Annotated in this window: 26 protein-coding genes; 7 read left to right on the top strand and 19 right to left on the bottom strand. The window is 41.6% G+C overall.

The features are described from left to right. Window positions 1-116: 116 nt before the first annotated feature. Genes PJIAN_RS06220 through PJIAN_RS06210 form a run of 3 tightly spaced genes read left to right on the top strand, consistent with a single transcriptional unit; the run spans window position 117 to window position 2,496 of the window. Window positions 117-1,271 carry a hypothetical protein gene (locus tag PJIAN_RS06220; protein WP_068703154.1) on the top strand — a complete coding sequence of 385 codons (1,155 nt, stop codon included), beginning with the start codon at window positions 117-119 and terminating at the stop codon, window positions 1,269-1,271. Window positions 1,272-1,273: 2 nt separating this feature from the next. After that, window positions 1,274-1,852 (top strand): RNA polymerase sigma factor, encoded by a 579-nt coding sequence (locus PJIAN_RS06215; RefSeq protein WP_068703149.1) that lies wholly within the window; start codon window positions 1,274-1,276, stop codon window positions 1,850-1,852. 8 nt (window positions 1,853-1,860) lie between these two features. Beyond that, window positions 1,861-2,496 carry a hypothetical protein gene (locus PJIAN_RS06210; RefSeq protein WP_068703147.1) on the top strand — a complete coding sequence of 212 codons (636 nt, stop codon included), beginning with the start codon at window positions 1,861-1,863 and terminating at the stop codon, window positions 2,494-2,496. Window positions 2,497-2,685: 189 nt separating this feature from the next. On the opposite strand, the gene PJIAN_RS06205 is transcribed toward PJIAN_RS06210, so the two are convergent. The 17 genes from PJIAN_RS06205 to msrC all read right to left on the bottom strand — a co-directional run bounded on the left by PJIAN_RS06205 (window position 2,686) and on the right by msrC (window position 21,441). Continuing rightward, window positions 2,686-3,603 (bottom strand): cation diffusion facilitator family transporter, encoded by a 918-nt coding sequence (locus tag PJIAN_RS06205; RefSeq protein ID WP_068703145.1) that lies wholly within the window; start codon window positions 3,601-3,603, stop codon window positions 2,686-2,688. Window positions 3,604-3,823: 220 nt separating this feature from the next. Beyond that, window positions 3,824-4,195: a hypothetical protein gene (locus PJIAN_RS06200; protein ID WP_068703143.1), complete on the bottom strand. Its 372-nt coding sequence runs from the start codon at window positions 4,193-4,195 to the stop codon at window positions 3,824-3,826. A 204-nt stretch (window positions 4,196-4,399) separates the two neighbouring features. Next, window positions 4,400-5,827: a DUF6035 family protein gene (locus tag PJIAN_RS06195; RefSeq protein WP_068703141.1), complete on the bottom strand. Its 1,428-nt coding sequence runs from the start codon at window positions 5,825-5,827 to the stop codon at window positions 4,400-4,402. Between the two features lie 166 nt (window positions 5,828-5,993). After that, window positions 5,994-6,449 carry a hypothetical protein gene (locus PJIAN_RS06190; RefSeq protein ID WP_068703139.1) on the bottom strand — a complete coding sequence of 152 codons (456 nt, stop codon included), beginning with the start codon at window positions 6,447-6,449 and terminating at the stop codon, window positions 5,994-5,996. A gap of 254 nt (window positions 6,450-6,703) precedes the next feature. Continuing rightward, on the bottom strand, window positions 6,704-8,827 hold the full coding sequence (gene scpA / locus PJIAN_RS06185; protein WP_068703137.1) for a methylmalonyl-CoA mutase: 2,124 nt from the start codon (window positions 8,825-8,827) through the stop codon (window positions 6,704-6,706). 39 nt (window positions 8,828-8,866) lie between these two features. Next, complete coding sequence (locus PJIAN_RS06180; RefSeq protein ID WP_068703135.1) at window positions 8,867-9,256, bottom strand: GxxExxY protein; 390 nt, start codon at window positions 9,254-9,256, stop codon at window positions 8,867-8,869. A 29-nt stretch (window positions 9,257-9,285) separates the two neighbouring features. Then, window positions 9,286-11,169, bottom strand: coding sequence for a methylmalonyl-CoA mutase small subunit (gene mutA, locus PJIAN_RS06175; protein WP_068703133.1), 1,884 nt, complete (start codon window positions 11,167-11,169; stop codon window positions 9,286-9,288). A 293-nt stretch (window positions 11,170-11,462) separates the two neighbouring features. Continuing rightward, window positions 11,463-12,464, bottom strand: coding sequence for a type I glyceraldehyde-3-phosphate dehydrogenase (gene gap, locus PJIAN_RS06170; RefSeq protein WP_068703131.1), 1,002 nt, complete (start codon window positions 12,462-12,464; stop codon window positions 11,463-11,465). A 242-nt stretch (window positions 12,465-12,706) separates the two neighbouring features. Then, window positions 12,707-13,831 (bottom strand): aspartate aminotransferase family protein, encoded by a 1,125-nt coding sequence (locus tag PJIAN_RS06165; protein WP_068703129.1) that lies wholly within the window; start codon window positions 13,829-13,831, stop codon window positions 12,707-12,709. A 198-nt stretch (window positions 13,832-14,029) separates the two neighbouring features. Next, window positions 14,030-14,476: a ribose 5-phosphate isomerase B gene (gene rpiB, locus PJIAN_RS06160; protein ID WP_068703127.1), complete on the bottom strand. Its 447-nt coding sequence runs from the start codon at window positions 14,474-14,476 to the stop codon at window positions 14,030-14,032. 154 nt (window positions 14,477-14,630) lie between these two features. Further along, entirely contained in the window at window positions 14,631-15,665 is a 1,035-nt protein-coding gene (thiL, locus tag PJIAN_RS06155) for a thiamine-phosphate kinase (protein WP_068703125.1), read from the bottom strand. A gap of 251 nt (window positions 15,666-15,916) precedes the next feature. Continuing rightward, window positions 15,917-16,198 (bottom strand): pyrimidine/purine nucleoside phosphorylase, encoded by a 282-nt coding sequence (ppnP, locus tag PJIAN_RS06150; protein ID WP_068703123.1) that lies wholly within the window; start codon window positions 16,196-16,198, stop codon window positions 15,917-15,919. Between the two features lie 152 nt (window positions 16,199-16,350). After that, window positions 16,351-17,844 carry a UxaA family hydrolase gene (locus tag PJIAN_RS06145; protein ID WP_068703122.1) on the bottom strand — a complete coding sequence of 498 codons (1,494 nt, stop codon included), beginning with the start codon at window positions 17,842-17,844 and terminating at the stop codon, window positions 16,351-16,353. A 98-nt stretch (window positions 17,845-17,942) separates the two neighbouring features. Next, window positions 17,943-19,382, bottom strand: coding sequence for a tagaturonate reductase (locus PJIAN_RS06140; protein WP_068703120.1), 1,440 nt, complete (start codon window positions 19,380-19,382; stop codon window positions 17,943-17,945). A 65-nt stretch (window positions 19,383-19,447) separates the two neighbouring features. After that, window positions 19,448-20,518 (bottom strand): LacI family DNA-binding transcriptional regulator, encoded by a 1,071-nt coding sequence (locus PJIAN_RS06135; RefSeq protein WP_068703118.1) that lies wholly within the window; start codon window positions 20,516-20,518, stop codon window positions 19,448-19,450. Window positions 20,519-20,707: 189 nt separating this feature from the next. Next, the gene (locus tag PJIAN_RS06130; RefSeq protein WP_101750732.1) at window positions 20,708-20,902 is read right to left on the bottom strand and encodes a hypothetical protein; all 195 of its coding nucleotides are present in this window, start codon (window positions 20,900-20,902) and stop codon (window positions 20,708-20,710) included. A 56-nt stretch (window positions 20,903-20,958) separates the two neighbouring features. Beyond that, the gene (msrC, locus tag PJIAN_RS06125; protein WP_068703117.1) at window positions 20,959-21,441 is read right to left on the bottom strand and encodes a free L-methionine (R)-S-oxide reductase MsrC; all 483 of its coding nucleotides are present in this window, start codon (window positions 21,439-21,441) and stop codon (window positions 20,959-20,961) included. A gap of 147 nt (window positions 21,442-21,588) precedes the next feature. On the opposite strand from msrC, the gene PJIAN_RS06120 reads away from it, so the two are divergent. Further along, window positions 21,589-22,245 carry a LysE family translocator gene (locus tag PJIAN_RS06120; RefSeq protein WP_439951399.1) on the top strand — a complete coding sequence of 219 codons (657 nt, stop codon included), beginning with the start codon at window positions 21,589-21,591 and terminating at the stop codon, window positions 22,243-22,245. Window positions 22,246-22,247: 2 nt separating this feature from the next. On the opposite strand, the gene kdsA is transcribed toward PJIAN_RS06120, so the two are convergent. Next, window positions 22,248-23,045 carry a 3-deoxy-8-phosphooctulonate synthase gene (kdsA, locus tag PJIAN_RS06115; protein WP_101750734.1) on the bottom strand — a complete coding sequence of 266 codons (798 nt, stop codon included), beginning with the start codon at window positions 23,043-23,045 and terminating at the stop codon, window positions 22,248-22,250. A gap of 28 nt (window positions 23,046-23,073) precedes the next feature. Then, entirely contained in the window at window positions 23,074-23,571 is a 498-nt protein-coding gene (locus PJIAN_RS06110; RefSeq protein WP_101750731.1) for a GtrA family protein, read from the bottom strand. Window positions 23,572-23,719: 148 nt separating this feature from the next. Here PJIAN_RS06110 and rsmA point away from each other — a divergent pair, with 148 nt between their 5' ends. From rsmA to ruvA, 3 genes are all read left to right on the top strand, one after another. Further along, window positions 23,720-24,493, top strand: coding sequence for a 16S rRNA (adenine(1518)-N(6)/adenine(1519)-N(6))-dimethyltransferase RsmA (gene rsmA / locus PJIAN_RS06105; protein WP_068703104.1), 774 nt, complete (start codon window positions 23,720-23,722; stop codon window positions 24,491-24,493). 54 nt (window positions 24,494-24,547) lie between these two features. Continuing rightward, window positions 24,548-25,495, top strand: a complete 948-nt coding sequence (gene corA, locus PJIAN_RS06100; protein WP_068703094.1) for a magnesium/cobalt transporter CorA — start codon at window positions 24,548-24,550, stop codon at window positions 25,493-25,495. Between the two features lie 309 nt (window positions 25,496-25,804). After that, window positions 25,805-26,389: a Holliday junction branch migration protein RuvA gene (gene ruvA / locus PJIAN_RS06095; protein WP_068703092.1), complete on the top strand. Its 585-nt coding sequence runs from the start codon at window positions 25,805-25,807 to the stop codon at window positions 26,387-26,389. The last annotated feature ends 33 nt before the right edge of the window (window positions 26,390-26,422 follow it).

The raw sequence follows: 26,422 nt of genomic DNA, 5'->3' as shown, positions 1-26,422 counted from the left end.
ACAAAATTACTGCTTTTATGCTTTCAATCATGAATTTTATTGAAATGATTGCATAATTTTGAACGTTTCTGACCTTTGCGTGTATAACATATCAAAACCACTAAAATTTTCAACGCATGAAGACAGCCCGTAAAATTATCGCAGTACTTATTTTGAGTATGTATACAACGTATTGTTGGTCACAAAAGCCGGAACCTGTATACTCCATTATACGCCAGATTCATGATTTCGGTTGGTACGAACAACAAGCAAAAGCATGGAAACACGAAATCGACAGAGGGACAAAAGACAAAATAGCCTGGGTATATTGGTTCAAAGCGAACCGAATGGCTGAAATATTTTGCGACCATAAAGAATGGGAAAATAAAAAGGGAACCTACTTTTTAGACCAATCGGACATCATCAAACTGGCAGAAAAAGCCATCCCTAATAGTTTTGAACTCTATTTTCTTAAAATAAATGATGATAAAGGAGGAGCTGCAGAAGGGGATGAATACATTGCGAAAGCTCAGGCACTCAAACCTTATGACAACTTGTTATTTCCCTGGTTGGTAAACCGGGATATATTCAGAAATGATAAAGCTGATTTACAATTAACCTGTCAAAAATGGTTCGACAGCAACGAAATGCCGCAAGAACTTTTAATAACCGCCTACAACAACTTAATATCTCTGGATCCGAATGCCATTTTACTGGTCAATGGAGATAATGATACGTATCCTGCCTGGGTGCTGCAAAATGCAAAGAAGGTGAGACCTGACGTGCTGGTATTGAATGTCTCGTTAAGCATAAACGACTCTTATCGGGAATGGGTATTCAAAGAAAACGGGATACCGCCACTCACCTTTAAAGATGGCTCGGAGAGACAATCGGAAAATATTGTCAAACACCTGATTGAAAATGTCCACAACAGGCCAATCTACATCTCTTCTTTTGCACCTTCTGATTTTTACAAAGCATACTCAGACAAATTTTATTTGATAGGATTGTCTTATAAATACAGTGAAAAATCATTTGACAACCTGGCCGTTTTACGTAACAATGTAGAAAATAAGTATTTGCTCGATTTCATGAAGCAGAACTTTTGCAATCACTACGCACAAACGGCTGGAGATCAAATAAGTGTCGGTTATATTCCCGTCTTTCTGAAACTGTATGAACATTATCTGCAAAGCGGAGAACTACAAAAAGCGGAAAAATTGAAATCCCTGGCCGAAACAGTTACTCTGAAAGCCGGGGTATCAGACTTGATGAAATATTTTGAAAAATAAGGATGGCACTATTTCATCAGAACTTCAGCAAAAAAACCGACGAAGAACTTATGTCGCTGCTCACCCGGGGTGGGCAGTCGGCATTTGATGAATTATATTGCCGATATTCCAAACCGTTGCTCAATTTCTTTTTTCGCATGACCAACAATGACCGGGAAAAAGCGGAAGATATGCTGCACGATCTCTTTCTGAAAATCATCGAACATCCGGAAAGTTTTGATTGCACACGAACTTTCAGTACGTGGTTTTACACTTTGGCCGGAAACATGATTAAAAACGAATACCGAAACCGATCAGCACGACAGGAATTCGAACAACAATACCAATACAACCCGGCAGAGACAAAGCAGGAGGCCGATACTATCGACAGGCAACTATTCAACAACCGGTTACAAGCAGAACTTAACCAACTTGATCCGGAATCGGAACTACTTTTCAATATGCGATTTACAGAAGAGATGAGTGTAAAACAAATAGCCGGCATTCTTGATTGTCCCGAAGGAACTGTCAAATCGAGGCTTTTTTATCTCACCCGGCAACTGGCAAAAAAACTGGCAATCTACAAACCCGAACTAAACTAACCCAACATATGAACACGGAATTTGACAAACTGGAATTGTTACTCCGAACAAAGGATTTTGACGGATTGAATGTGTACGAAAAAGATATGGTAAGAAAGTCCTTAACCGAGGAAGAATACAAGGCCATGCACGATTTGTACACCATGGCACCATCCCGTGGCATTGATGAAATAGAACCTTCTTCCGGTCTGAAATCAAGGCTTGACGACGCACTCAAGGCAAAAACACACCGCACGTCATTGCTGCGACTGCCAATTCCACTGTACCAGACTGCTGCCGCCGCCGCAATCCTTTTCTTTATCGGACTGAACATCAATCTCTCCTCCGTAATCCCCACAAAAGTAGTACGCGATTCGATAAGAACAGTGCAATATATCGACCGTCCCGTGAAGCAAATTCAATACGTAATGGTCCCCGGAAAACCGATGCAAAAAGCGACCCATCAAACAGAACATGTACTGACACAAGGCCATGCAGCAAGAGAGGAAGAGATGCATGAATATGCTATCTCCGCTGATAATCCGGTATTGATACACCAACGTGAAGTTGCGATGGCCAATATCCGACGTGTCTTAAATGAAAAAAACGGAAGTTCAATAGACGGAGATACCGTCTTGAAAAAGATGATGGTTTCATCTTATTAAGCATCCAATGCTCACAGCCATGAAAACTCAAACACCAAACAGGGGCATACCCCATTCTTTGCTTAAACATTTTACATCAAGATTTCAGGGCGGCGTGATGTCGCTCTGAAACTAATCATTATGGCTATAATATTGTGACTATAGCCAATTTCGGTACGTTACGCGACAAGTACCATCTTCTTTATTTTATCAGTCATTTTGATCCTCGACGTCAGGCTCAAAAAATATCCATTGTATGTTGGGGAATGTTTCTCTCAGCGCTTTTTCGCAGGTGTTGATATTTTGTATCATCTGCCCGGGAGTGGCGACTTCCACCATTTTAGCCTTTACGGCCACCATTATTCTACTGCCCAACTGTATGGTAATGAGATTAAAAACCAGATCGACTTCCGGTCGAGCTTCCAGAAAGGCTTTCATATCCTGCCTTACCGTTACATCCGAACTCTGCCCTATCAGCAACCCTTTTACCTTAGTTGCAATAAATAAAGATACGACAACCAACAGGGTCCCAATACCAATACTTCCTATGGAGTCGTATACCGGATTACCGGTCACAGCCGATAAAACGATAAAAACCAGTGCAAAAGCAAGCCCCAGCAATGCCGCAACATCTTCACCCAACACGACCACCAGTTCGCTCTGGCGGGTATTTTTGACCCAGTTCCATACGCTTTGTTCTCCTCGGATCGGTTTGATTTGCTTCAGGCATCCCAACAGCGAAGCACCTTCGAGCAACATACTGAGCGACAACACGATGATTGCCACCAGCGGATTACTGACCGGTTCATTCGTATGCAGCTTGTGAATACCCTCGTAAATGGAGAACAAACCTCCCATACTGAAAAGCATCAGCGCCACGATAAACGACCAGAAATAGATTGACATGCCGTAACCCAGCGGATGTTCATCATTCGGCTGCTTCTTTGAGGTCTTTAAGCCGAGAAAAAGCAACAACTGGTTTCCGCAGTCAGCAAAAGAGTGGATGGACTCGGCAAGCATTGAGCCGGAGCCTGTGATAACTGCCGCTACGGTTTTGGTAACTGCAATGCCGAAATTGGCAGACAGTGCAAAAATGATGGATTTTACAGATGCGTTTTGATGTGACATAAGCTAAAAATTGCGAATACAAAAATAGCGCTTTTGCATTCACAATTTATCAGGAAGTTCACTTTTGAGGATTTGATTCCTGAAAAGTCATAACTTTTCGGGAAATTTGGAGAAAAAAGGAGAGTTATCGGCAATAAAGCAAGTCCTTCGCTACCGCACGCGATGTTCCAATGAAGGTATTAAACCATACGTGATTGCATATCCGGAAAATCAGGTATGTTTAGTTTGTGATATTAATTTTAAAGATAATTGTCGAAAAGTATTTGCCAGAACTCGCACCGTCAGAACCTCTTGACGTATTAATTATCACTTCGTCAGCGCCTATATAATCTTTCTCCGGCACGTATGTAAACTGTATTTTACCAGAAGATACTTCTCTATCCGTTTTGCATATCAAATAATGTAATGCTTGTTTTGAAATGCTTGCACCTTCCTCGTCTCCAAAACTACCCAAATCATAATTATATGTTTGATTTTTAGAAATTGAGACTTGAACTGTATTGGTTTGATTCATTGATGTGTCTTTTTGGCAACTTTGTATAACGATCAACAATCCCAAAAGAATAAATAAAAGTTTAGTCTTATTTTTCATGACTGTAATATTTAGTTTTTACTCTCTTGCTGCCGAACGAATTGAAGATCAGCGCAGCTAATGTATCGTGTGTCCATGTCTTTGCCTTTCTGACTTCTCCAGCCAGCTATTATTATTTCGTTTTGCTTCACCGGGTGGTTTGCCCACGTGAAAGATTCGAATGGAAGCAGGGGCATTTACTGTACTTTACTCAGTATCATCATTTTAAAACAGCTCAGGAAACATAATCTTTAAAATATCATAATTCTCTATTTTTTGATCGGGTTTATCTGTCATGAGTTTCTTTAAAGTCCTTACCAATTTCCCTTTTTTATCCTCTATTTTAAACAATCCAGGTCTATACTCATTTACTGCTTTTAAAAATACATCAAGGTATTCTGTTCGACTTTGCAAAACAATATTTGCAATTTGTCTATGGTTATCAAAAGCGTATCCAAGAATTTTATTGAGTTTCAAACTTAAAATATCAAAAATAATTCGACTAAGATGGTGACTGTCAGCCAATCGTTTTATTATTTCAACATTCTGTATTTTCAAAAGTATTGTAACCCATATGATATTTACTTGCCAACTATCTTGATCTATTACTTTAACATTTGCAATTTCATCATTGTACAGACTTAAAATGTATTTCTTTTCTGGCTTTTTTACCTTATAACCACCAAGAATCAAATTGATTATCTCATAGTTAGAATTCTCTTTCTTCACAAGGTTGATTAACGGCGAATATTCTAAAATTTTTATTGTTTTAAGTTCTTCCTCTAAACGTTCTTGTTCAGCTGAGTAATTGTAATAATAAACGGAATAATTTTCATTGTCAAAAGTCAAATCTTGAAGCTTAACCATACATTCATCCCATTCATTAATTATTGACAAATCTTTAATATAAAGCCTTTTATAATAACACTTTAAAACTAAGTCATTTTCTTTTTCAGATAATTCAATTGCTTCTTGATTGAATTCAAAACCATTAAAATTATTATTATAAAAAATATCACTTTGAGTGAATTTCCGTTTATCATCGTCAGTATCAAAGGAGCTAAAGACCCATAATATATAGGTTTTATTACCCCTATAAAATTCTTGTCTTGAATTAATTACACTTAAAAATGTTGTTGAAAGTTGCAATTCAAACACAACTGATTTTCCATTATAAACCGAAGAAACATCAGGTTTCTTCCAAATCTTTGGAATTGCTTGATCTTTTATTACTTTTTCAATATTAACTTCTTCAATCCCTTTTCTATGTTCTTGATTTTTCTTAAGAAAGTCTGCAAGTCCTATTTTTAAAGTATAATGAAGCTCACTTTCTTTAGCTCCATTATACTTGATTCTTTGAATTTCTTCTTTTGTATATGTATTTCCAGTCTTTATTGGACATTCATTACTATCTCGAAGATGTGCAAAGTGCATAATTACTTTTGAATCTCGTTGTCCTCTAATCTTTACTGCTTGTTTACAATAATAGCAGACGAATCTCGGATTTTTTTCTCTTATTGCAGTTTCAAAGTCATAACGAAGCTGAAAAATTTCATCTATCTCTTTTTTGAAGAAATCATCAGATGTGATTTCTTTTCCTTTTGTCAAATCCAGAATACTTGAAATAGTTCTATTTCTGAAATTTTCACTCATGGTCAATTATGACTTTCTTTTGTATAACTCTTAACGTCTAATTTACTCAACCAACTTTCGTAAATTCTATTTACAAAAGCAGTATTTACAAATATTGTTACAACTTTACAGAGCTGAGGGCGTTACTTGAAGTCACACCCTCAAGTCTTTAAAAGATTATTGCTTATTACGCGGCGGCATTCAACACAAGAACAGCCGGAATAGCAATAACCAGAATAACCGCATAGATCGACAGAATCACAACTGTGAAAATCCCCATAAATTTGAATAGTTTCTTTTGATTGCGGAATCCATCCGTAACAGAATATTCATCTTCTTGTTCAATGCCCTTTTTGATTCCCGCAGAAAAGCGGTACAAATAGGTAGTCGGGAAGAAATAAACCGCTGCTATTGCAAGATACACAAAGCCTACCACAGCACCCATGGATGCTGAAGGCAAATGCATATACGCACTAAATGCTGAAAATCCAGCCATTAAAGAGAGGGCAAAAAGAGCCATCAAGCCTATTCCCACATAGCCTACAATGGCTAAAAATTTACCCCATTTTGAAGACACGATAAGATATTCTTTCACCTCATGACTTAAAGCAATTTGCTTTCCGAAACTGTCCATGTTTTCCATAACGATTTTAGATTACTGATTAAAGATTAAAACAATTTATATTCATATCACTTTCATTCTTATTTGCTTACCACAATCTGCACACAGGCTCTATTAAGAATGTTTTATATATTAATTCACAAATATAAACTAAATTATCAATATCACAATATTTCATCGAGAGAGACAACAACAAAAAAAACCGAACCTGTCATTTTCAGACAAGTCCGGTTTTGTGGTTTTAAGTCCTCCTTGAGGAGGATATAGGGGGCTTCTTATTCTTCCAACAGAATTTCGAGGATCTGTACGGCAGCTTTCGCTACGGAGGTACCGGGGCCAAAGATGGCGGCAACACCTGCTTTGTAGAGATAGTCGTAGTCCTGAGCAGGAATTACACCACCGGCAATGACGATGATATCTTCGCGACCCAGTTTCTTCAGTTCTTCGATTACCTGAGGAACAAGAGTTTTGTGTCCTGCAGCCAGTGACGAAACACCCAATACATGCACGTCGTTTTCAACGGCATCTTTGGCAGCTTCGGCCGGTGTCTGGAACAACGGCCCCATATCCACGTCGAAACCGCAGTCGGCATAACCGGTAGCAACTACTTTAGCGCCACGGTCGTGACCATCCTGACCCATTTTAGCGATCATGATACGCGGTTGACGGCCTTCTTTTTTGGCGAATTTTTCGGTCAATTCGCAAGCACGCACGAAATCTGCGTCCTTCTTTGTTTCTGATGAGTACACGCCTGAAATTGTTCTGATTACAGCTTTATAACGTCCTACAATTTTTTCACAAGCATACGAAATTTCACCCAGCGATGCGCGAACGCGAGCGGCTTCTACGGCCAGTTCAAGCAGGTTACCTTCACCTGTTTCAACACATTTGGTAATTGCTTCGAGTGCTTTCTGTACATCGGCTTCGTTACGGTTAGCGCGAAGTTCTTTCAAACGGGCAATCTGTTGAATACGTACTGCCGAGTTGTCCACTTCGAGGATATCGATAGGAGCTTCTTTTTCGAGACGGAAGCGGTTAACACCCACGATAATCTGGTTGCCCGAGTCGATACGAGCTTGTGTACGTGCAGCAGCTTCTTCGATACGCATTTTAGGCACACCGGTTTCGATAGCAGCAGCCATACCACCCAGTTTTTCAATTTCCTGGATACGATCCCATGCTTTCTGAGCCAAATCGTTGGTCAACGCTTCTACGTAGTAAGAACCTGCCCACGGGTCGATTTGTTTACAGATGCTGGTTTCTTCCTGAATATAGATCTGAGTGTTACGTGCAATACGGGCCGAGAAGTCTGTAGGCAACGCGATAGCTTCGTCCAAAGCGTTGGTGTGCAACGACTGAGTGTGACCCAGCGCAGCAGCCATAGCTTCGATTGCGGTACGACCTACGTTGTTGAACGGATCCTGTTCGGTCAACGACCAACCGGATGTTTGCGAGTGAGTACGCAATGCCAACGATTTCGGGTTTTTCGGGTTGAACTGTTTTACGATCTTCGCCCACAACATACGTGCAGCACGCATTTTGGCAATTTCCATAAAGTGGTTCATACCGATTGCCCAGAAGAACGACAAACGCGGTGCGAAAGAGTCGATGTCCATGCCTGCATTAACACCGGCGCGGAGGTATTCGAGACCATCGGCCAGGGTGTAAGCCAACTCGATATCAGCGGTAGCACCTGCTTCCTGCATGTGGTAACCCGAGATAGAGATAGAGTTGAACTTCGGCATATTCTTTGAAGTATATTCGAAGATGTCGGCGATAATCTTCATCGAGAATTTCGGTGGGTAGATATAGGTATTACGCACCATAAATTCTTTCAAAATATCGTTCTGGATGGTACCGGCCATCTCTTCCAGTTTAGCGCCCTGTTCCAAACCTGCATTGATATAGAATGCAAGGATAGGCAATACGGCACCGTTCATGGTCATTGACACGGACATTTTGTTCAAAGGAATTCCGTCGAACAATACTTTCATGTCTTCAACAGAGCAGATAGACACACCGGCTTTACCAACGTCACCAACCACACGTTCGTGATCGGGGTCGTAGCCACGGTGTGTAGCTAAGTCGAATGCTACAGAAAGACCTTTCTGACCCGAAGCAAGGTTACGACGGTAGAAAGCGTTCGATTCTTCAGCAGTAGAAAAACCTGCATACTGACGGATTGTCCAGGGACGCAGGGTATACATTACGCTGTACGGACCACGAAGGAACGGAGCCACACCGGCAGCATAGTGCAAGTGTTCCAAACCTTCCAAATCTTCTTTTGTATAAATCGGTTTTACCGGAATCTGTTCCGGGGTAAGCCATTGCGAACCTGCAACGGGGGCATCGGATTTTGCTTCTCCGACGAAAGATAAACTTTTGAAATCTGGTTTCATATCTTTTTAATTTTCAACACGAAGACACAAAGACACTAATTAAAAATATCCATTGATTTTTCTTTTAATACCGTCTTTGATCATTGGTACATTGAAGTTTATTAAGTATCCGAGTTTTTTATCTGCCAGTTTCATATAGGTCAACAATTGGACTTCATGCACAGGGAGTAACACTTCCACTGCTTTTAGTTCTACTATTATTTCATTTTCGACAAGAATATCGATAATAAATTCTTTCTCTAATTGTTTTCCTTTATAAAAGACCGGCAATTTCATCTGACTACAAACCGTCAGATTTCGTTTCTTTAATTCTTCAATAAGACAACACTCATAAACTGACTCCAGCAAGCCAGGTCCCAATTCTTTGTGCACACAATAAGCAGCATCCACAATTTTAGAACCGATGGTCTCTATCTCAGCTTTATTCATATTGTCTTTGTGGCTTCGAGTCTTTGTGTTTATAATAATTTCGCGTTGAATCCTTTTAATGTCTCAAGAACGTTCGATTTAACATTGACGAAATATTCAATACCAACAGCTTTCAGATCGTCGGTACAAGCAGGAGCACCTGCTACCACGAAGAGTTTTTTGCCTGCAATGGCTTTGAATGCTGCAGGAGCGAGTTCTGCATATTCGTCGTCGCTTGAACAGATAACGATGATATCGGCACCGGCTTTTTCAGCGGCAGCAACACCTTCTTCTACTGTTTCGAAGCCAAGGTTATCGATGATTTCGTAACCGGCGCAAGCAAAGAAGTTACTTGAGAACTGAGCACGAGCCAGACGCATTGCCAGGTTACCGATAGTCAACATGAATACTTTTGGACGTTTACCCGATTTTTCGGTAGCCAAACGAAGCGCTTCGAAATCGCTGGCACCACGGCTGAAGTTGAGAGCAGGAACTTCGTCATGTTTTGCACAATCACATGCAGCTTCTGTTTCAATCTTAGCAGCAGCCACTTCGTTGAAGTTAGGATATTGGTTAGAACCCAGCAATACTTCGCGACGGCTTGAAACTGCTTTGCGGCGAGCTTCGTTGGTTGTATTGATAACTGTCTGAATGTTTCCGGCTTCTACTTCTGCAATGAAACCACCTTTTTCTTCTACTTCGAGGAAGAGTTTCCAAGCCTGATTGGCAATGGATTCGGTAAGGTTTTCGAGGTAGTATGAACCTGCAGCAGGGTCAACAATTTTATCGAAGTGACTTTCTTCCTTCAGCAACAACTGTTGGTTACGTGCAATACGTTCCGAGAAGTCATCCGATTCTTTGTAAGCTGCATCGAAAGGCAATACAGTGAGAGAATCAACACCAGCCAAAATAGCCGACATAGATTCTGTCTGAGTACGGAGCAAGTTTACGTGAGCATCGAAAATGGTCATATTCCATTCCGATGTTTGAGCGTGGATGCGCATTTTGCCACCACAACGTTCCAAACCATCGGGTTGGTTGTTGGAGCAGGTACGCGGACATTTTTCACCGTAAGCAAATACGATGTTCGACCACAAGAAACGAGCTGCGCGGAATTTAGCGATTTCCATGAAGTAGTTGGAAGATACGCCGAAGTTGAATTTGATTTTCTTTGAAATAACTTCAACTGTCAAACCGGCTTCAACCAGTTTGGCGATGATGTCGTTACCCCAGGCCAATGCATAACCGAGTTCCTGATAGATATAAGAACCTGCATTGTTGAGATAGAAAGGATTTACACCAATAACGCGGAACTTAGGCAATGCCAGAGATGCGTTGATGATGTCAACATATTGTTGAACAAGATTTTCAATTGCTTTGCCACGAGCCAACGAACGGCCAATCAGGTCAAAGTTTACAGAACCGAATACCTTTTTAGGATCGGCACCGGCTTTTTGAGCGTATGCAACAAAAATTTCAGTCAATTTAACCGAAACGGTAGCGCATGTTTTGAAGTTAACTTCTACTTTTTCGATATCAATTCCGTTCAGCAAAGCTGCGATGTTTTCAGCAGATACAGCTTCACGATCGATAACGAAACCGAGAGAAGTAACACCTTTAGTCAGCAAATCAACTGCTTTTGCATTTGCGGCAGCCAAACAGTCGTTGCAAACGTCAATATCCTGACGAATCAACCAGCTGTTATCAGCCTTTGTACCACGCACATAAGGAAAATGACCAGGAACCGAACCTGTAGTTTTCAGGCCAGCCAGGTCTTCTTCACGGTGAAAAGGTTTGACGTTGAATCCTTCATTGGTACGCCAAACAAGCTTTTTCTCAAAGTCGGCCCCTTTAAGGTCGGCAATTGCTTTGTCCATCCATTCCTGAGTTGAAACAGCAGGAAACTCGGTGAACAATTTTTGTTTGTTGCTCATACTTATTTGTTTAGTTATTGATAGATTGAATGTTACGCTCTATTTTGGAATCAGTATTAACTACTGACAAAGCGATGCAAAGGTACTATATTCTATTGGTTTTATGAATATTATTGCATAAAAAATTGCCCTGTTTTCAAGAGTTTTCTGCACGGATGGCACTACTGAAAAAGGACATCATAAAGAGGTAGGTGTGTTTCGGTTTATTTCAAAACCTGTCAAGAAATTTCTTCTCTAAAAAAAGAGGAAGCCGCCTCTTTCGAAGCGGCTTCACTATTTATATCGGGTTCCGATTATTTTACAGAATCCATGTGAGCGATCAAATCAAGAACTTTGTTTGAATAGCCCCATTCGTTGTCATACCAGCTAACCAGCTTAACGAAGTTACCGTTCAAAGCGATACCTGCACCTGCATCAAATACAGAAGTACGAGTTTCGTGAACGAAGTCAGTAGAAACTACTGAATCTTCAGTATAACCAAGAACACCTTTCAATTCGTTTTCAGAAGCAGCTTTAACAGCAGCTTTGATTTCGTCATAAGAAGCAGCTTTTTCCAAGCGAACAGTCAAGTCAACTACAGAAACGTCAGCTGTCGGTACGCGGAAAGCCATACCTGTCAGTTTGCCGTTCAATTCTGGAATAACTTTACCTACAGCTTTAGCAGCACCTGTAGAAGAAGGAATGATGTTGCCGAGGATAGAACGGCCACCACGCCAGTCTTTCTTAGAAGGAGCATCAACGGTTTTTTGAGTGTTTGTAGCAGCGTGAACTGTTGTCATCAAACCTTCAACAATACCGAATTTATCGTTGATAACTTTAGCCAAAGGAGCCAAGCAGTTTGTTGTACATGAAGCGTTAGATACAACGTTCATGTCGTTGGTGTATTTGTCTAAGTTTACACCGCAAACAAACATTGGAGCATCAGCAGAAGGAGCAGAAATAACTACTTTTTTAGCACCACCAACCAAGTGAGCAGAAGCTTTTTCAGTTGTAGTGAAAACACCTGTTGATTCAACAACATATTCAGCACCTGCAGAACCCCAAGGAATTTCACTTGCGTTCATGTTTGCAAAAAATGCTACTTCTTTGCCGTTAACAAACAATTTACCATCTTTGTTTTCAGCTGTTCCTTGAAATTTACCATGAACTGTATCGTAGTTCAACATGTAAATCAAATAATCAAGATCCAAAAAAGGGTCATTTACTGCAACGATTTGAACATCGTTTCTTTCTTGTGCGGCACGGAAAACCAAACGTCCGATGCGGCCAAAGCCGTTAATACCTACTTTAATCATGTTATAAATGTTTTAATAGTTCATTAAAAGTCGCACAAAGGTAGTTATTTTTTTCGTGCGAACAATGCTTTTATTTCTTAAATTAAAGAATTATTTCTCTAATTTTTAATTACCTAATTATCAGGCTAATAAAATCAAACTCCTGCTCAAAAAAGATTTTCATTTACACTAACTTAGCACGTGTTTTCCTCACACTAAAAGAGGATGAAATTTTCGTTACTAAATCTTTTCGCGCAAACGGATTATTTCAATACTTTTTTAAAGCGTTCGAGGAATATTTCGGCCTCATTTTTCGTCAAACAAAGTGGTGGTAACAGACGTATTACATTGGTTCCGCTGGCTCCGGTGAAAACTTTTTCTTCGAATAACAGTTTGCGACGGATAGCTGCTGCCGATTCTTCAAACTCGATACCGATCATCAAACCGCGCCCGCGTACCTCTTTAATGCCCGAAATCTTCTTCAGTTCAACCATCAGGAAATCGCCGACCTCAGCTGCATTTTCAACCAGTTTTTCTACTCCCATCACTTCGAGCACCGCTAAAGCAGCTGCACAAGCCAGGTGATTTCCTCCGAACGTTGTTCCCAACTGTCCGTGAACCGCCTTGAACTTGGGAGCGATCAGCACCGCGCCGATCGGAAAGCCGTTTCCGATACCTTTTGCCACCGTAATCATATCGGGACGAATGCCGGCATACTGGTGAGCAAAAAACTTTCCGCTACGTCCGTAACCCGACTGAATTTCGTCCAGAATCAACACTGTATCGGTTCCGTCACACACCTGACGCAACTGTTTCAAAAAGTTATCATCGGGAATACGAATACCACCAACGCCCTGAATACCTTCTATAATCACCGAACTCACATCACCTTTGGCTAATTCTGCTTTTACAGCATCTATATCGTCCAACGGAAGAAATGTCACCTCCATTCCGCTATTGACGGGAGCTACAATTTTAGGATTATCGGTTACACGAACGGCCGCCGAGGTACGACCATGAAAGCTTTTGCCGAACGAAACAATTCGCTTCTTTCCATTGTAGAAAGAGGCCAGTTTCAGTGCATTTTCGTTGGCTTCGGCACCGGTATTAATCATAAACAGATCATAATCTTCGTAACCGGATGCCTTACCCAGCTTTTCAGCCAAGTGAACCTGCAAACTGTTTTGCACCGAATTGGAATAAAAGCCCAGTTTATTCAACTGGTCGGTTACACGCTTCACATAATGCGGATGGGTATGCCCGATCGAAATGACGGCATGACCACCATAAAGGTCGAGGTATTTGTTACCCTGCGCATCGTAGGTGTAACACCCTTCGCCTTTTACAATTTCTATATCGAAAAGAGGATATACGTCGAATGGTTTCATTGTTTAAAATTTACAAATTACACAATGTAAAGACGCATTGCATGCGTCTGGTTTAGGCCGTGTGTCCAATTCCCGTAGAGACGCATTGCATGCGTCTCATACGCCAATCAGAATCACAACCTTGCGTTCTAAATGACGAAACGCACAAATACGATTATATACAACGACGCATGCAATGCGTCTCTACACAAATTTGAATCAACACGGAATTTTGTCGATGCGGGTCTGATGACGACCGCCTTCAAAATCGGTGGTCAGGAATATTTGTACCATTTCGATAGCTTCTTCGTCGGTAATGAAACGACCAGGAAGAGACAAAATATTGGCATTGTTGTGTTGACGGGCAAGCGCTGCCAGTTCGGGTTTCCAGCACAGTGCACCACGAATCCCCTGGTGTTTATTGACCGTGATATTGATTCCGTTACCGCTTCCGCAGATAGCGATTCCGAGATCGAATTCGCCGTTTTCAACTGCTTGAGCCAGCGGATGAGCATAATCAGCATAGTCGGCACTTGCCGTTGAATCGGTGCCAAAATCGTGCAATTCGGCTACCTGATCGACTAACCATTCGGCAACAGCGCCTTTGCGTTCGAAGCCTGCGTGGTCGGAAGCAATTCCAATTTTCAGTTCGTTTAAAGGTTTCATGTGAATATAATTCGTTTTTTAAAGGTCACATGGAATTCCATGTTACTACAAAGCTCCCTCGTTGTTGCTGGCTTTGCAAAGCAACATGTTCATTTCATATTTTTTTATTAGAACAAAGATCAAAGAGTAAAGAACAAAGACAATTAAAGATATATCAAATTGCATCATTGATATTCCATCCTTGGGCTTTGATGGGAAATTCCTGACCATCGCGGGTTATCAGAGCGCAACCCAAATCTTCTTTGGCTATATATCCGATTACTTTTACCCCTTCGATGGCAACTACATCATCATGTTGAGATGCCGGAACGGTAAACAACAGTTCATAATCTTCACCTCCGTTCATGGCAGCGGTGGTCAGGTTCATATTGAGCTCTTCGGCCATCACGGCTGTCTGATAATCGATCGGCAGACGGTCTTCGTAAATGCGGCATCCTTTTTTGCTTTGGGTACAGATATGCAACATGTCCGACGACAGGCCATCCGAAATATCAATCATCGAAGTCGGCACAACATTTTTATTAGCAAGAGCTTCAATGATTTCTTTGCGGGCTTCCGGTTTCAACTGACGTTCGAGAAGATAATCTTTTCCCTTGAAGTCTGGTTGAAAATCTTCCTGACCACTAAAAGCTATTTTTTCGCGTTCGAGCAGTTGCAAGCCCATGTAGGCTGCACCCAGATCGCCGGTTACGCAAATAATATCGTTTTCATTGGCCGTGTTTCTGTAAACAACTTTATCGGAGTCGACCTCTCCCACACAAGTAATGGAAATGGAAAGACCGGTTACCGATGCCGAGGTATCGCCTCCCACCAAATCGACGCCGTAACGTTCGCAGGCTAATTTCAATCCGGCATAAAAATCATCGATATCTTCCACCGAAAAGCGTTTGGAAATCCCCATCGAAACCGTAAGTTGCTTCGGAGCTCCGTTCATTGCATAAATATCGGAAAAATTGACCACGGCAGCTTTGTACCCCAAATGTTTCAGGGGGACGTAAACCAGATCGAAATGAATCCCTTCAAGCAACAGATCGGTAGTCACCAACACCTTCTTATCGGGATACGACAGCACGGCGGCATCGTCCCCCACCCCTTTTTCGGTCGAAGGATTAGTGATTGAAAACTGTTTGGTGAGATGATCGATTAATCCGAACTCTCCAAGAGTAGCTATTTCTGTACGTTGAGGCATATATTTCAGAACAAAGAGTAAAGAACAAGGAATAAAGACAAATGACAGATAAGGATCACACAATAATGATCCAAACTCATTTTCCTATTTCCAAAAGAGAGTGCAAAGTTACGACAATCCAAGCTGATTAACAACAAAAAAGCACTTTTCGACCGAATCGTCACAACTGCATATTTATCTATAATACAATAAGAAAAATGGGCAAAGCGCGGTTGCCTTACCCATTTTCAAATATTTATGCAGTTTGCCGGTTATTTATACAAACACAAATAGGGAGTATCTTCCGTTGCCTTCACTTTAAACTTAACATCCTTTGGAACCACGAAAGTTTCGAACTTTTTATAAGTTTTCCACTCGGTTTCGCCGGGCAATTGAACAGTCAACTGTCCCGAGATAACGGTCATCAACTCGATAGTTGCCGTACCGAATTCATATTCGCCAGCCGCCATCACGCCTACGGTAGCCTTCCCCTCGGCCGACTCCAATGCGATGGAAACCACCTCTCCATCGAAATACTGATTTGTCTTGAACATAAAATATAATTTATAGAGATTAAGAAATTGACCAAATAGAAATGTTATGCAAAGATAAGCTTAATTGCAGGAGGTAGAGGCTGGCGTTTTCAAAAAAAGCGCGACTAAGGATACATCCCGTCGCGCTTTCCCATCATTTATCAAACGAACACTTACAAAGTAACTCCCGTTTTGAATATAGAAATCTCGCGGAAGTTCTTCTTTTCCGTATTTACCTTCTCGCCATTGGCCACCTTCAGAATGTATTCAATGAAACGCTCTTTCAGTTCGTCCATCGACACTCCTTCGAGCAATACCCCTGCATTGAAATCGATCCAGAGAGGTTTATTGGCTGCCAACGTTGAATTGGTAGAAATTTTCATCGTAGGCACAAAGCTGCCGAACGGTGTACCACGACCGGTGGTAAACAACACCATATGGCATCCGGCAGCACCCAAAGCCGTACTGGCAACCAGGTCGTTGCCCGGTGCACTGAGCAGGTTCAAGCCATTGGTCTTGATACGGTCGCCGTATTTCAACACGTCATGAACGACTGCCGCACCACATTTTTGGGTACATCCCAGCGATTTTTCCTCCAACGTGGAGATACCGCCGGCTTTATTTCCCGGAGACGGATTTTCGTACACCGGTTGGTTATTCTTGATGAAATATTCTTTGAAATCGTTTACCAGATGTACCGTTTTGTCGAACAGCTCCGGAGTTCCGCAACGGTTCATCAGAATGGTTTCGGCGCCAAACATTTCGGGAACTTCCGTCAGCACGGTAGTACCACCCTGAGCCACCAAAAAGTCGGAGAATACACCCAGCAACGGGTTGGCCGTGATACCGGAGAAACCGTCGGAGCCACCGCACTTCAAGCCCACACGCAGGCTCGAAAGAGGCACATCTTCGCGCACATCTTCGCTCACTTTGTCGTAGAGCTGGCGCAACAGTTTCATACCCTCTTCCAGCTCGTCACCGGCAATTTTCTGGGTTTCCATAAACAACACACGCTCTGTATCGTAGTCGCCCAGAAATTCACGAAACGCAGCAGGTTGGTTGTTTTCGCAACCCAAACCGACTACCAGCACACCTCCCGCATTGGGATGGAGCACCATGTCACGAAGGATTTTGCGGGTATTTTCGTGGTCGTCGCCCAGCTGAGAGCAACCGTAGTTGTGAGGGAATGCCACAATAGCATCCACTCCATTGCCGCCGGTTTCGCTACGCAGATCTTCGGCCAACTGATTGATAATACCATTAACGCAACCCACGGTCGGGATAATCCAAATTTCGTTGCGGATACCCACTTCGCCGTTTTTACGTTTGTAGCCCTTAAAAGTCAGATTACGATTCGGAATATCTAACTGCACCAGTTTCGGTTGGTACTCATAGTCGAGCACACCTTCGAGGTTGGTCTTGATCTTCTTCTCATTCACCCATTCGCCAGCTTCGATGGCCACAATGGCATGACCGATAGAGAAACCGTACTTCACCACGTGGTCGTTCACGGCAAAAGAGGTCAAAGCTACTTTGTGACCGGCAGGAACCGTTTGCTTCACCGTAATGGTTTGGCCATCCACCTGAATGGTTTCTCCTTCGGGAAGCTCGGCAATTGCCACCGCTACATTATCGGCAGGATTTATTTTTAAATATTGAGTAGTCATAATTTAAGATTATAGAATCAAGAACCAGGATTCAAGACTAAAAACCGATAATTTCAGATTATCTTGACTCTTGGTTCCTGGCTCTTGCGTCTCACATATTATCTTACAATTGTCTTCACGGTAGCCAGCATGCCTTTTTCTTCGATAGAAGCAAGGAACTGTGCTACTTTAGAGGTCAGGCCGGGAACTTTATTAAGGTCTTCACCCCAGATAAATTCGGCACCCATAACACCTTCAGCTACTTTCTGAATAGAACCGGTAGCCCAAAGGTTTTTCAACAGGTCAACGATAGCTGCGTCATCGTTCGGAACGATTTCCACGTCACCACGTTTGCCACCTTTATAATAAGCAATGATACCTGCCAAACCAAGGACAATCCCTTCCGGCAAAACGCCTTTGCGTTCCAGATAAATCTTCAAACCTGGCAGATCGCGGGTTTTGAATTTCGGGAACGAGTTCAGCATGATGCTGGTAACGAAGTGTTTTACAAACGGGTTGCGGAAACGATCGAGAACGGCATTGGCAAATGCTTCGAGTTCTTCCTGAGGCAAATCGAGGGTCGAAAGCAACTCTTCGAACATCACCTTACGAACGAATTTACCGGTTACTTCATCTTCAACAATTTCGCGAACAGTATCCAAACCCGACAGATAACCTACCGGTGAGAGAACCGTGTGCGGGCCATTCAATAAAGTAACTTTACGTTCGTGGTACGGTTTTTCGCTCGGAACGAACAAAACGTTCAAACCGGCTTTATCGGCAGGGAATTCGGCAGCAAGCGATGCAGGAGCTTCGATTACCCACAAGTGGAAAATTTCACCCTTCACAACCAATTTATCTTCTACCTGCACTTTTTCCAGAATCTGATCGATGGTATCTTTCGGATAACCCGGTACGATACGGTCAACCAATGTAGGATAAACGCCACAAGCGGTTTCGAACCAGTTTTTGAACTCAGCACCCAACTGCCACAGTTCGATATATTGTTCGATGCATTTTTTCAGTTCAACACCATTGTGAAAAATCAATTCACATGGCATGATATGAAAACCTTTGTCAGCTGCACCATTGAAAGTTTTGAAACGGTGGTACAGCAACTGAGTCAATTTACCGGGATATGATTTTGCCGGTTTGTCTTCCAGTTTGCAGGCAGGATCAAAAGCGATACCGGCTTCGGTAGTATTTGAAATAACAAAACGCATTTCAGGGTTTTCTGCCAGTTTCAGGTATTCGTCAAACTGAGCGTAAGGATTCAAACCACGCGAAATCACATCGATCAACTGGATAGAGTCAACTTCTTTACCCTCGTCCAAACCTTGCAGATTAACGTGATACAGGCCATCCTGAGCGTTAAGCATATCCACCATACCCTTGTCGATAGGTTGAACAACAACAACGCTGCTATTGAATCCGGCTTTCTGATTCATATTGAATACAATCCAATCTACGAAAGCGCGCAAGAAATTTCCTTCACCAAATTGAATAATGCGTTCAGGATATGTGTTAGCCTGAACATTTTGTCTGTTTAGAGTTTTCATTTGTATATTCTTTGAAGTTTATTGCCAAATCGACAATAGTATAATAATTTTAGTTTATCGGGCTTTCAAAAGGGTTTATAATCAGTATAATAATCAGCATTTTCTTTCACCAGCAAATCGACAGGCATATAATTCACTTTTTTCACTTCTTTCTTCAGAACGATGCTATTGAACAGTGCCTTTATGCCATTATAAGTTTGCATTTCGGGACGTTGTGCGATGATAATGGCAATTTTGCCCTGCTTCAGATAAGCCACATTTTTGCTCAGTGCATCGTAACCCAGCAGAGTCACATTTTCTATCTTTTCGCGTTCCAAAAAAGCTGCAATATTATAAGCTGTAGAATTAAAGATCACAGCAGCTCCGACATTATTACGTTCATCGAAGGCTCTGCGCATCAGCAACTCGTTCATTTCAAAATTACCAGCCTGCAGTTCCACGTTTACCACCGAACAATCGGGACGATACTCACTCAGGTACGACAGGAAACCCTCCTGACGCTGCAAAGTCTGGTTTGCTCCGATAAAGCCTTTACGCAAAGTCCGGAACAATACAATATTTTTCCCCTGTGGCAACGAAGCGGTTACAAATTTGGCTCCGATAAAGCCACTTTGAAAAGAAGGCTGCCCGAAATACGCCAGATAATCGGCACCCTCGATCTGAGAGTCAACAAAAACCACCGGAATGCCTCTTTTTTTCATTGTCGCACACAATGCCAGACTTTTATCCCGCAAAATAGGAGAAAGAAGAAGTCCCTGAAAATCCTCATGTTCCAAAGCATCGATTGCACCGTAAAACGATTGAGCTTCAAACTGGTTGAAGTATCGTTTCTCTATCTCTACATTGAATTTATCAAACTCGGCGATGGCTCTGTCAATTCCTTTGTCAACCGCCTCCCAATAATCACCTTCCTCAAAAGAAGGGATCAGGGATATAATACGGTAAGTTTTCCTTGCCGACAAAGAACTGGCAATAAGGTTCGGCTCATAATTGAGTTCTTTCAGCGTAGCCTTTATTTTTTCTTTACTTTTTTCCGAAACTTCGCCCCGGTTATGAAGAACACGGTCTACGGTTCCGGCAGATACCCCGGCCTTTTTCGCAATATCTTTGATTGTTATCTTTTTATCGACACTCATGGTTTCAGGTTAATTTTGAATTTGCGAATGTATACTATTTTCTTTTATTCTGCAATACCGTGTACGAACACGAAGATATCAAAGAAGCAAACATTGAATAGATAAACCACTATATATCAAGAAACAAACAACATCAACATTCATAAGGAGAAGCTATTAAATATCAGTGTTTTTAGTTTATTTAACGAATTAATCCTCTCCACCAAGCTTCTTCTTGTACGATTTACGGTCATACAGTTTTTTGCTCTTATGAATCTTATGGATTGACTTCCAACCAACTTGCAGCGTAAGTTCAATCTCCCGATCCGCTTTCTTCACCGCTTTTACATAGTCCTTTGCAGTAATCCGAAGCTTATTTTTGTTATTTTTTTGCAAGTTTTTCATGAGCAATTCACACTTTTTGTAATTGACCGATCACACTGATGCAACAAACAATCACATCACTCCTCCTCATTTATAAGAACTACTATTTTTTCAAGAAATTCCCTATCAACAGCATCAAATGTATCCAACTGATCGCTGTCAACGTCGAGCACTGCCCACACCTTTTGCTCATGCATCAGAGGAACTACAATTTCCGATTTAGACAAAGAGCTACATGCAATATGCCCCGGAAAGGCATCCACGTCCGGCACGATAAGCGTACTCGCCTCTTTCCAGGCTGTACCGCAAACGCCCCTTCCGAAAGCTATCCGGGTGCAGGCAATTGGCCCCTGAAATGGTCCCAGTACGAGCTGATTTTCGCGAACAATATAAAATCCCACCCAAAAAAAGCCAAAAACCTCTTTGATTGCAGCGGCTGCATTAGCCATGTTAGCAATCACATCCTTTTCTCCTCCCAACAAGGATTTCAATTGTGCGAACAACGATTCATACTGACTCAATTTCGAAACACCTTCAAGTTTTACAATACTCTCTGACATATAAAAATTCTCCTCACTTAAAACATTTTGCAAGTTCTACACTCCTGAACACAAGCGAAAAAATTGCATTTTATCAATAAATTTATTAAACCAATTTACAATTATAAAACGATTGTTTTTAGCCCACCCCACAGAAAATTGCAAAAAATTACCGATATTTGCAGGATGTTTGATATTATCTGGAAAGGCATAATTATCGGTATTTGCGTATCTGCGCCTATGGGTCCTATAGGTGTATTATGTATTCAACGCACCTTAAATCGAGGCAAATACTATGGCATCGCTACCGGCTTAGGAGCAACTGCCTCTGACTTGCTTTATGCTATTGTAACCGGATATGGGATGAGTTTTGTGGTTGATTTTCTGCAATTACACAAATTTGCTATTCAAATTGCAGGGAGTATACTTGTGCTCGCCTTCGGATTTTATCTTTCAAGGAGCAATCCTGTCCGTCAGCTCTCAAAGACATCGGAAGCCAAAGAGAGCTATATGCAGGATTTCGTTACTTCATTTGCTCTGACGGTAACCAACCCCGTAATTATTTTCTTATTTATGGCTCTTTATGCCCGTTTCAGCTTCATTACGGCATCCACTCAATTCGGACAAGCTGTAGTCGGATTTTCGAGCATTCTTGTCGGAGCCTGCATCTGGTGGTTCTTCCTTACCAGCATCGTTAATGTATTCCGCAACAAATTCAACGTCAGAGGATTGAGATGGGTAAACATCATCACCGGCAGTATCATCATGATCATCGCGGTCATTGGTGTTATAATGACGCTTGCCGGCGACGAATTTATCCACTAAAATCAGATTACCTGCCTGATAGCTACCAGTTTTTCAAGCAAACCTTCCAGCTTATCCAATTGTAGCATATTCGCACCATCCGATTTGGCGTTCCAGGGTTCGGGATGCGTTTCAATAAACAAACCATCCACACCAACCGCAACGCCTGCTTTTGCCATCGTTTCAATCATTTCAGGCTGACCGCCGGTAACTCCGGACGACTGATTGGGTTGCTGTAACGAATGGGTAATATCCAGTATTACAGGACAACCGGTCTTTTGCATTACCGGAATTGAACGAAAATCAACAACCAAATCCTGATATCCGAAAGTTGTTCCCCTTTCCGTCAACATCACTTGATCATTACCGGAATCAATCACCTTTTGGGCTGCAAATTGCATGGCATCAGGAGAAAGAAACTGTCCCTTTTTAATATTGATCCACTTCCCGGTTTTTGCCGCAGTTGCCAGCAACTCTGTTTGTCTGCAAAGAAAAGCCGGAATTTGAAGCACATCAGCGTATTCGGCAGCCAATACGGCCTCTTGTTCGGTATGAATATCGGTCACCACCGGAATATCGAATTCCCGTCCTACCTTTTGCAGTATTTTCAGGGCTTTTTCATCACCGATTCCTGTAAATGAATCAATTCGCGAGCGATTTGCCTTCCTGTAAGACCCTTTAAAAACGTAAGGAATCCTGAGTCGGTCGCAAATAGTCACAATCCGCTCTGCAATAGACAAAGCCATCTCTTCTCCCTCTACAACGCAAGGGCCGGCTAACAGGAAAAAATTTCCCGAATCACAATTTTTCAGACGTGGAATATTCATGGTAATCAATCAATAATAGAAATCACAATCGTTTCGAGAACGTAAAATAACGCTGCATGACATAACTGAAAACAGTGCACACCAACGACACAATCATCTTAGACGGAGTCGGGAAAATACCCATTTGTTCTACAAGTATCTTCAAGCCAAAATAGTTTATCAGAATATTGCTTCCGGTCACCATTCCATAACGCATCAGTTGCGTATGACCACGCAGGGAAGAACCCTGAAAACTAATATATTTTCCTAACAAAAAGCCCGTTACAAACGACACTGGGAACGAAAATACAAATGCTGCGATGTGCGGAGAAATTGCTAAAAAGGGCAAATGAAATATCTCTTTTGCAAAAACAAAATTGTAGAGAACAAAATAGAGACACCAGTCAAACACCATATTAGCCGAGCCGCAAAAAAAATACCGAAAAAGCGATTCCGGAATTATCCTCCGAATAGGTTTTATATAAAAGAAGTCAATAAAGTGAATGATATACTTACGAATCGTTATGGCTATTTTCCTCATCTCTAAACTTTTGATTGTCGTTTTGCTTTTTTAGCACAACTTTAGGTTATCTAATCATTTATGGGTAAATTTGCATACCAGAAACTGTGTGCAAATATACGCTTTTCTGCCGGTTTTAGTCTAATTTATTAACACGGAGCAGCTCCTCATGAATTACGTAAAAGCAAAAAAACATTTGGGCCAACACTTCCTTAAGGATTTATCTATTGCCCAACGCATTGCCTCCAGTATATCCCCGGAGAATCCGACCAATGTTCTTGAAATAGGCCCTGGTACCGGTGTTCTTACCCAGTTTTTGCTTCAGAATCCTCTGATGCAGCTCACCGCTATTGAAATAGACTCAGAATCTGTTGTTTACTTACAAGAACATTTCCCGCAGCTATCTTTAATCGAAGGCGATTTTCTGAATTATGACATAGACTCGCTTTTTGGTGGGGAACCATTCTGTATCATCGGTAATTTTCCCTACAACATTTCGAGCCAGATATTTTTCAAGGCACTTGAATACAAAGATCGCATACCGGTGATTGCCGGCATGTTGCAGAAAGAAGTAGCTGAGCGCCTTGCATCGCCTCCGGGCAACAAGAGTTACGGTATATTGAGCGTTTTCCTTCAGGCATATTACGATATAGAATACCTGTTTACCGTATCGGAGCATGTCTTCGATCCGCCTCCCAAAGTAAAATCAGGGGTAATCCGACTGAAACGCAACAAAGTAGCAAAGCTCGACTGCGATGAAAAGCTCTTTATTGCCGTGGTGAAAGCCGGATTCAACCAGCGACGAAAAACTCTCCGAAATGCACTCAGAGTTTTAACAAATAATCCGCAGGCAACGCATCCTTTGTTGGAAAAACGAGCGGAACAGCTGGACGTAGCGTCCTTTGTTGAACTCACCAACTGGGTTGCATCAACCAAGCAATAAGACAATTCCGGGAGTCAGAATACTATAAAAAATCACCTTCAACCGTTTATTATCATGTCAGAACTTCGATTATTTTACCATGAAAACGGAAGACTCAAAATGTCGAAAGACATTGATACTCTAAAAACAATTCCTCTTTCAAATTTCATCTGGATTGACCTCAATGATGTAGCCGAAGAGGTTGAAGATCAACTGGAAGACTTCCTGAAAATTTATATTCAGGAAGAAGAAGAAATTGAAGAAATCGAGATAAGCTCACGATACATCGAGACCGCCGACACTATTGTCGCCAACTCTAAATTCCTGCTGGACAACTACACGCAGGAGGCAGTATCGTTTATCCTCAAAAACAACATTCTGGTATCAGTCCGAAGTGCTAATCTGAAGTCGTTCAATGAGACGGTAAAAAAACTCTTCGCAAATAGTAAAAGCTACACCAACGGATACCAGGTTATTGCGGCTATTCTTGAAACCCGGGTTGAAATAGACGCGGACATGATAGAGGACACCACTCAGGAAATCACCGCTTTAAGTAACACTCTAAAATCAGACTCGGATGCAGAAGAAGATGTTTTGATTGCCATCAAGAACCTTCAGGAAAAAACGATGTCGATTCGTGAGGCCATTATTGATAAACAAAGAGTGGTATCCAACATGCTGAAAAGCAACATCTTTCCTGCCGACCTAAAACCAAAATTAACCATTATCATCAAAGACATAAATTCTTTGTTTGAATACACACGATTCAATTTTGATCGTCTTGATTTCCTGCAGGATACCTTTATGGGGCTTGTCAATACCCAACAGAATCAGATCATTAAAATATTTACCATCCTGACGGTAATCTTCATGCCTCCAACTTTAATTGCAAGTATCTACGGCATGAACTTCGCCCACCTGCCCGGATCTCAAATGACATATGGTTTTTGGGGATGTATTTTTCTGATGGTCATAACAGTAGTCGTTATTTTGTTCTATTTCAGATGGAAAAAATGGCTGTAACAAGACTCTCGCACTAAATCAACATACGCAGCTCATTCTCAATTCCGTTCCTTTTCATTCCGGAGCTAATAACCTTAAAGCAAAAAAGCTGATACTTTCAGGAATCGTCATTCGGTTCCGGTTTCATTCCTCTGAGAAGTTATCAGGATTAAATTTGTTTTTTCCGTTTAACAAAAAAGCAATTATTTAAGATCGAATATCATAAAAAACCATTATTTTTGTAGACATTACGTACTACAAATATTTTTTTTACGTTTACAACTAACAAGTTGTAAAGAGACAACATCTTAAATTTCAGAACCAAATTCAATGATTGATTATATTAAGGGGAAAATAACAGAACTAACCCCCACTTCGGCCACAGTCGAAACCGGAGGTATCGGTTACCTGACACATATTTCCCTGACGACCTATTCATCCCTTGAAAATAAGGATAGCGCTCAAATCTACGTTTACGAAGCTATCAGAGAAGATGCTCACTTACTTTTTGGCTTTTTCACCAAAGAAGAGCGCGAAATGTTCTTATTATTGATTTCGGTATCGGGCATTGGAGCCAATACTGCAAGAATGATATTATCCTCACTATCAATCGCTGAACTTCAGCAGCATATTGCTCAGGACAATGTAACAGCGATTAAAAGCATTAAAGGCATCGGCCTGAAAACAGCGCAACGGGTAATCATTGACCTGAAAGATAAAATTGGCCGGATAGCCGGTGAGGCTAAAACAACCGGAACCGAATCGTATTCTTCTGTAAAACAAGAGGCTGCTCAGGCTTTGATGATGCTGGGTTTTCAACAGGCACCTATCAGTAAAGCATTAGAGAAGATCTTTGCCGGTTCACCGTCATTGACAATTGAACAAGCCATAAAGCAAGCGCTTAAATTGCTATAGTCTATCATCTTAAGATTCACTTAACAGAATCCT

Origin of the sequence: Paludibacter jiangxiensis (assembly GCF_001618385.1) — a bacterium.
Lineage (GTDB): Bacteria > Bacteroidota > Bacteroidia > Bacteroidales > Paludibacteraceae > Microbacter > Microbacter jiangxiensis.
This window is presented reverse-complemented; position numbering and strand designations above follow the sequence as displayed.

Coding starts and splice junctions, on each gene's coding strand:
- PJIAN_RS06220 (WP_068703154.1), top strand. CDS start 117: ATGAAGACAGCCCGTAAAATTATCGCAGTACTTATTTTGAGTATGTAT.
- PJIAN_RS06215 (WP_068703149.1), top strand. CDS start 1,274: ATGGCACTATTTCATCAGAACTTCAGCAAAAAAACCGACGAAGAACTT.
- PJIAN_RS06210 (WP_068703147.1), top strand. CDS start 1,861: ATGAACACGGAATTTGACAAACTGGAATTGTTACTCCGAACAAAGGAT.
- PJIAN_RS06205 (WP_068703145.1), bottom strand. CDS start 3,603: ATGTCACATCAAAACGCATCTGTAAAATCCATCATTTTTGCACTGTCT.
- PJIAN_RS06200 (WP_068703143.1), bottom strand. CDS start 4,195: ATGAAAAATAAGACTAAACTTTTATTTATTCTTTTGGGATTGTTGATC.
- PJIAN_RS06195 (WP_068703141.1), bottom strand. CDS start 5,827: ATGAGTGAAAATTTCAGAAATAGAACTATTTCAAGTATTCTGGATTTG.
- PJIAN_RS06190 (WP_068703139.1), bottom strand. CDS start 6,449: ATGGAAAACATGGACAGTTTCGGAAAGCAAATTGCTTTAAGTCATGAG.
- scpA (WP_068703137.1), bottom strand. CDS start 8,827: ATGAAACCAGATTTCAAAAGTTTATCTTTCGTCGGAGAAGCAAAATCC.
- PJIAN_RS06180 (WP_068703135.1), bottom strand. CDS start 9,256: ATGAATAAAGCTGAGATAGAGACCATCGGTTCTAAAATTGTGGATGCT.
- mutA (WP_068703133.1), bottom strand. CDS start 11,169: ATGAGCAACAAACAAAAATTGTTCACCGAGTTTCCTGCTGTTTCAACT.
- gap (WP_068703131.1), bottom strand. CDS start 12,464: ATGATTAAAGTAGGTATTAACGGCTTTGGCCGCATCGGACGTTTGGTT.
- PJIAN_RS06165 (WP_068703129.1), bottom strand. CDS start 13,831: ATGAAACCATTCGACGTATATCCTCTTTTCGATATAGAAATTGTAAAA.
- rpiB (WP_068703127.1), bottom strand. CDS start 14,476: ATGAAACCTTTAAACGAACTGAAAATTGGAATTGCTTCCGACCACGCA.
- thiL (WP_068703125.1), bottom strand. CDS start 15,665: ATGCCTCAACGTACAGAAATAGCTACTCTTGGAGAGTTCGGATTAATC.
- ppnP (WP_068703123.1), bottom strand. CDS start 16,198: ATGTTCAAGACAAATCAGTATTTCGATGGAGAGGTGGTTTCCATCGCA.
- PJIAN_RS06145 (WP_068703122.1), bottom strand. CDS start 17,844: ATGACTACTCAATATTTAAAAATAAATCCTGCCGATAATGTAGCGGTG.
- PJIAN_RS06140 (WP_068703120.1), bottom strand. CDS start 19,382: ATGAAAACTCTAAACAGACAAAATGTTCAGGCTAACACATATCCTGAA.
- PJIAN_RS06135 (WP_068703118.1), bottom strand. CDS start 20,518: ATGAGTGTCGATAAAAAGATAACAATCAAAGATATTGCGAAAAAGGCC.
- PJIAN_RS06130 (WP_101750732.1), bottom strand. CDS start 20,902: ATGAAAAACTTGCAAAAAAATAACAAAAATAAGCTTCGGATTACTGCA.
- msrC (WP_068703117.1), bottom strand. CDS start 21,441: ATGTCAGAGAGTATTGTAAAACTTGAAGGTGTTTCGAAATTGAGTCAG.
- PJIAN_RS06110 (WP_101750731.1), bottom strand. CDS start 23,571: ATGAGGAAAATAGCCATAACGATTCGTAAGTATATCATTCACTTTATT.
- rsmA (WP_068703104.1), top strand. CDS start 23,720: ATGAATTACGTAAAAGCAAAAAAACATTTGGGCCAACACTTCCTTAAG.
- corA (WP_068703094.1), top strand. CDS start 24,548: ATGTCAGAACTTCGATTATTTTACCATGAAAACGGAAGACTCAAAATG.
- ruvA (WP_068703092.1), top strand. CDS start 25,805: ATGATTGATTATATTAAGGGGAAAATAACAGAACTAACCCCCACTTCG.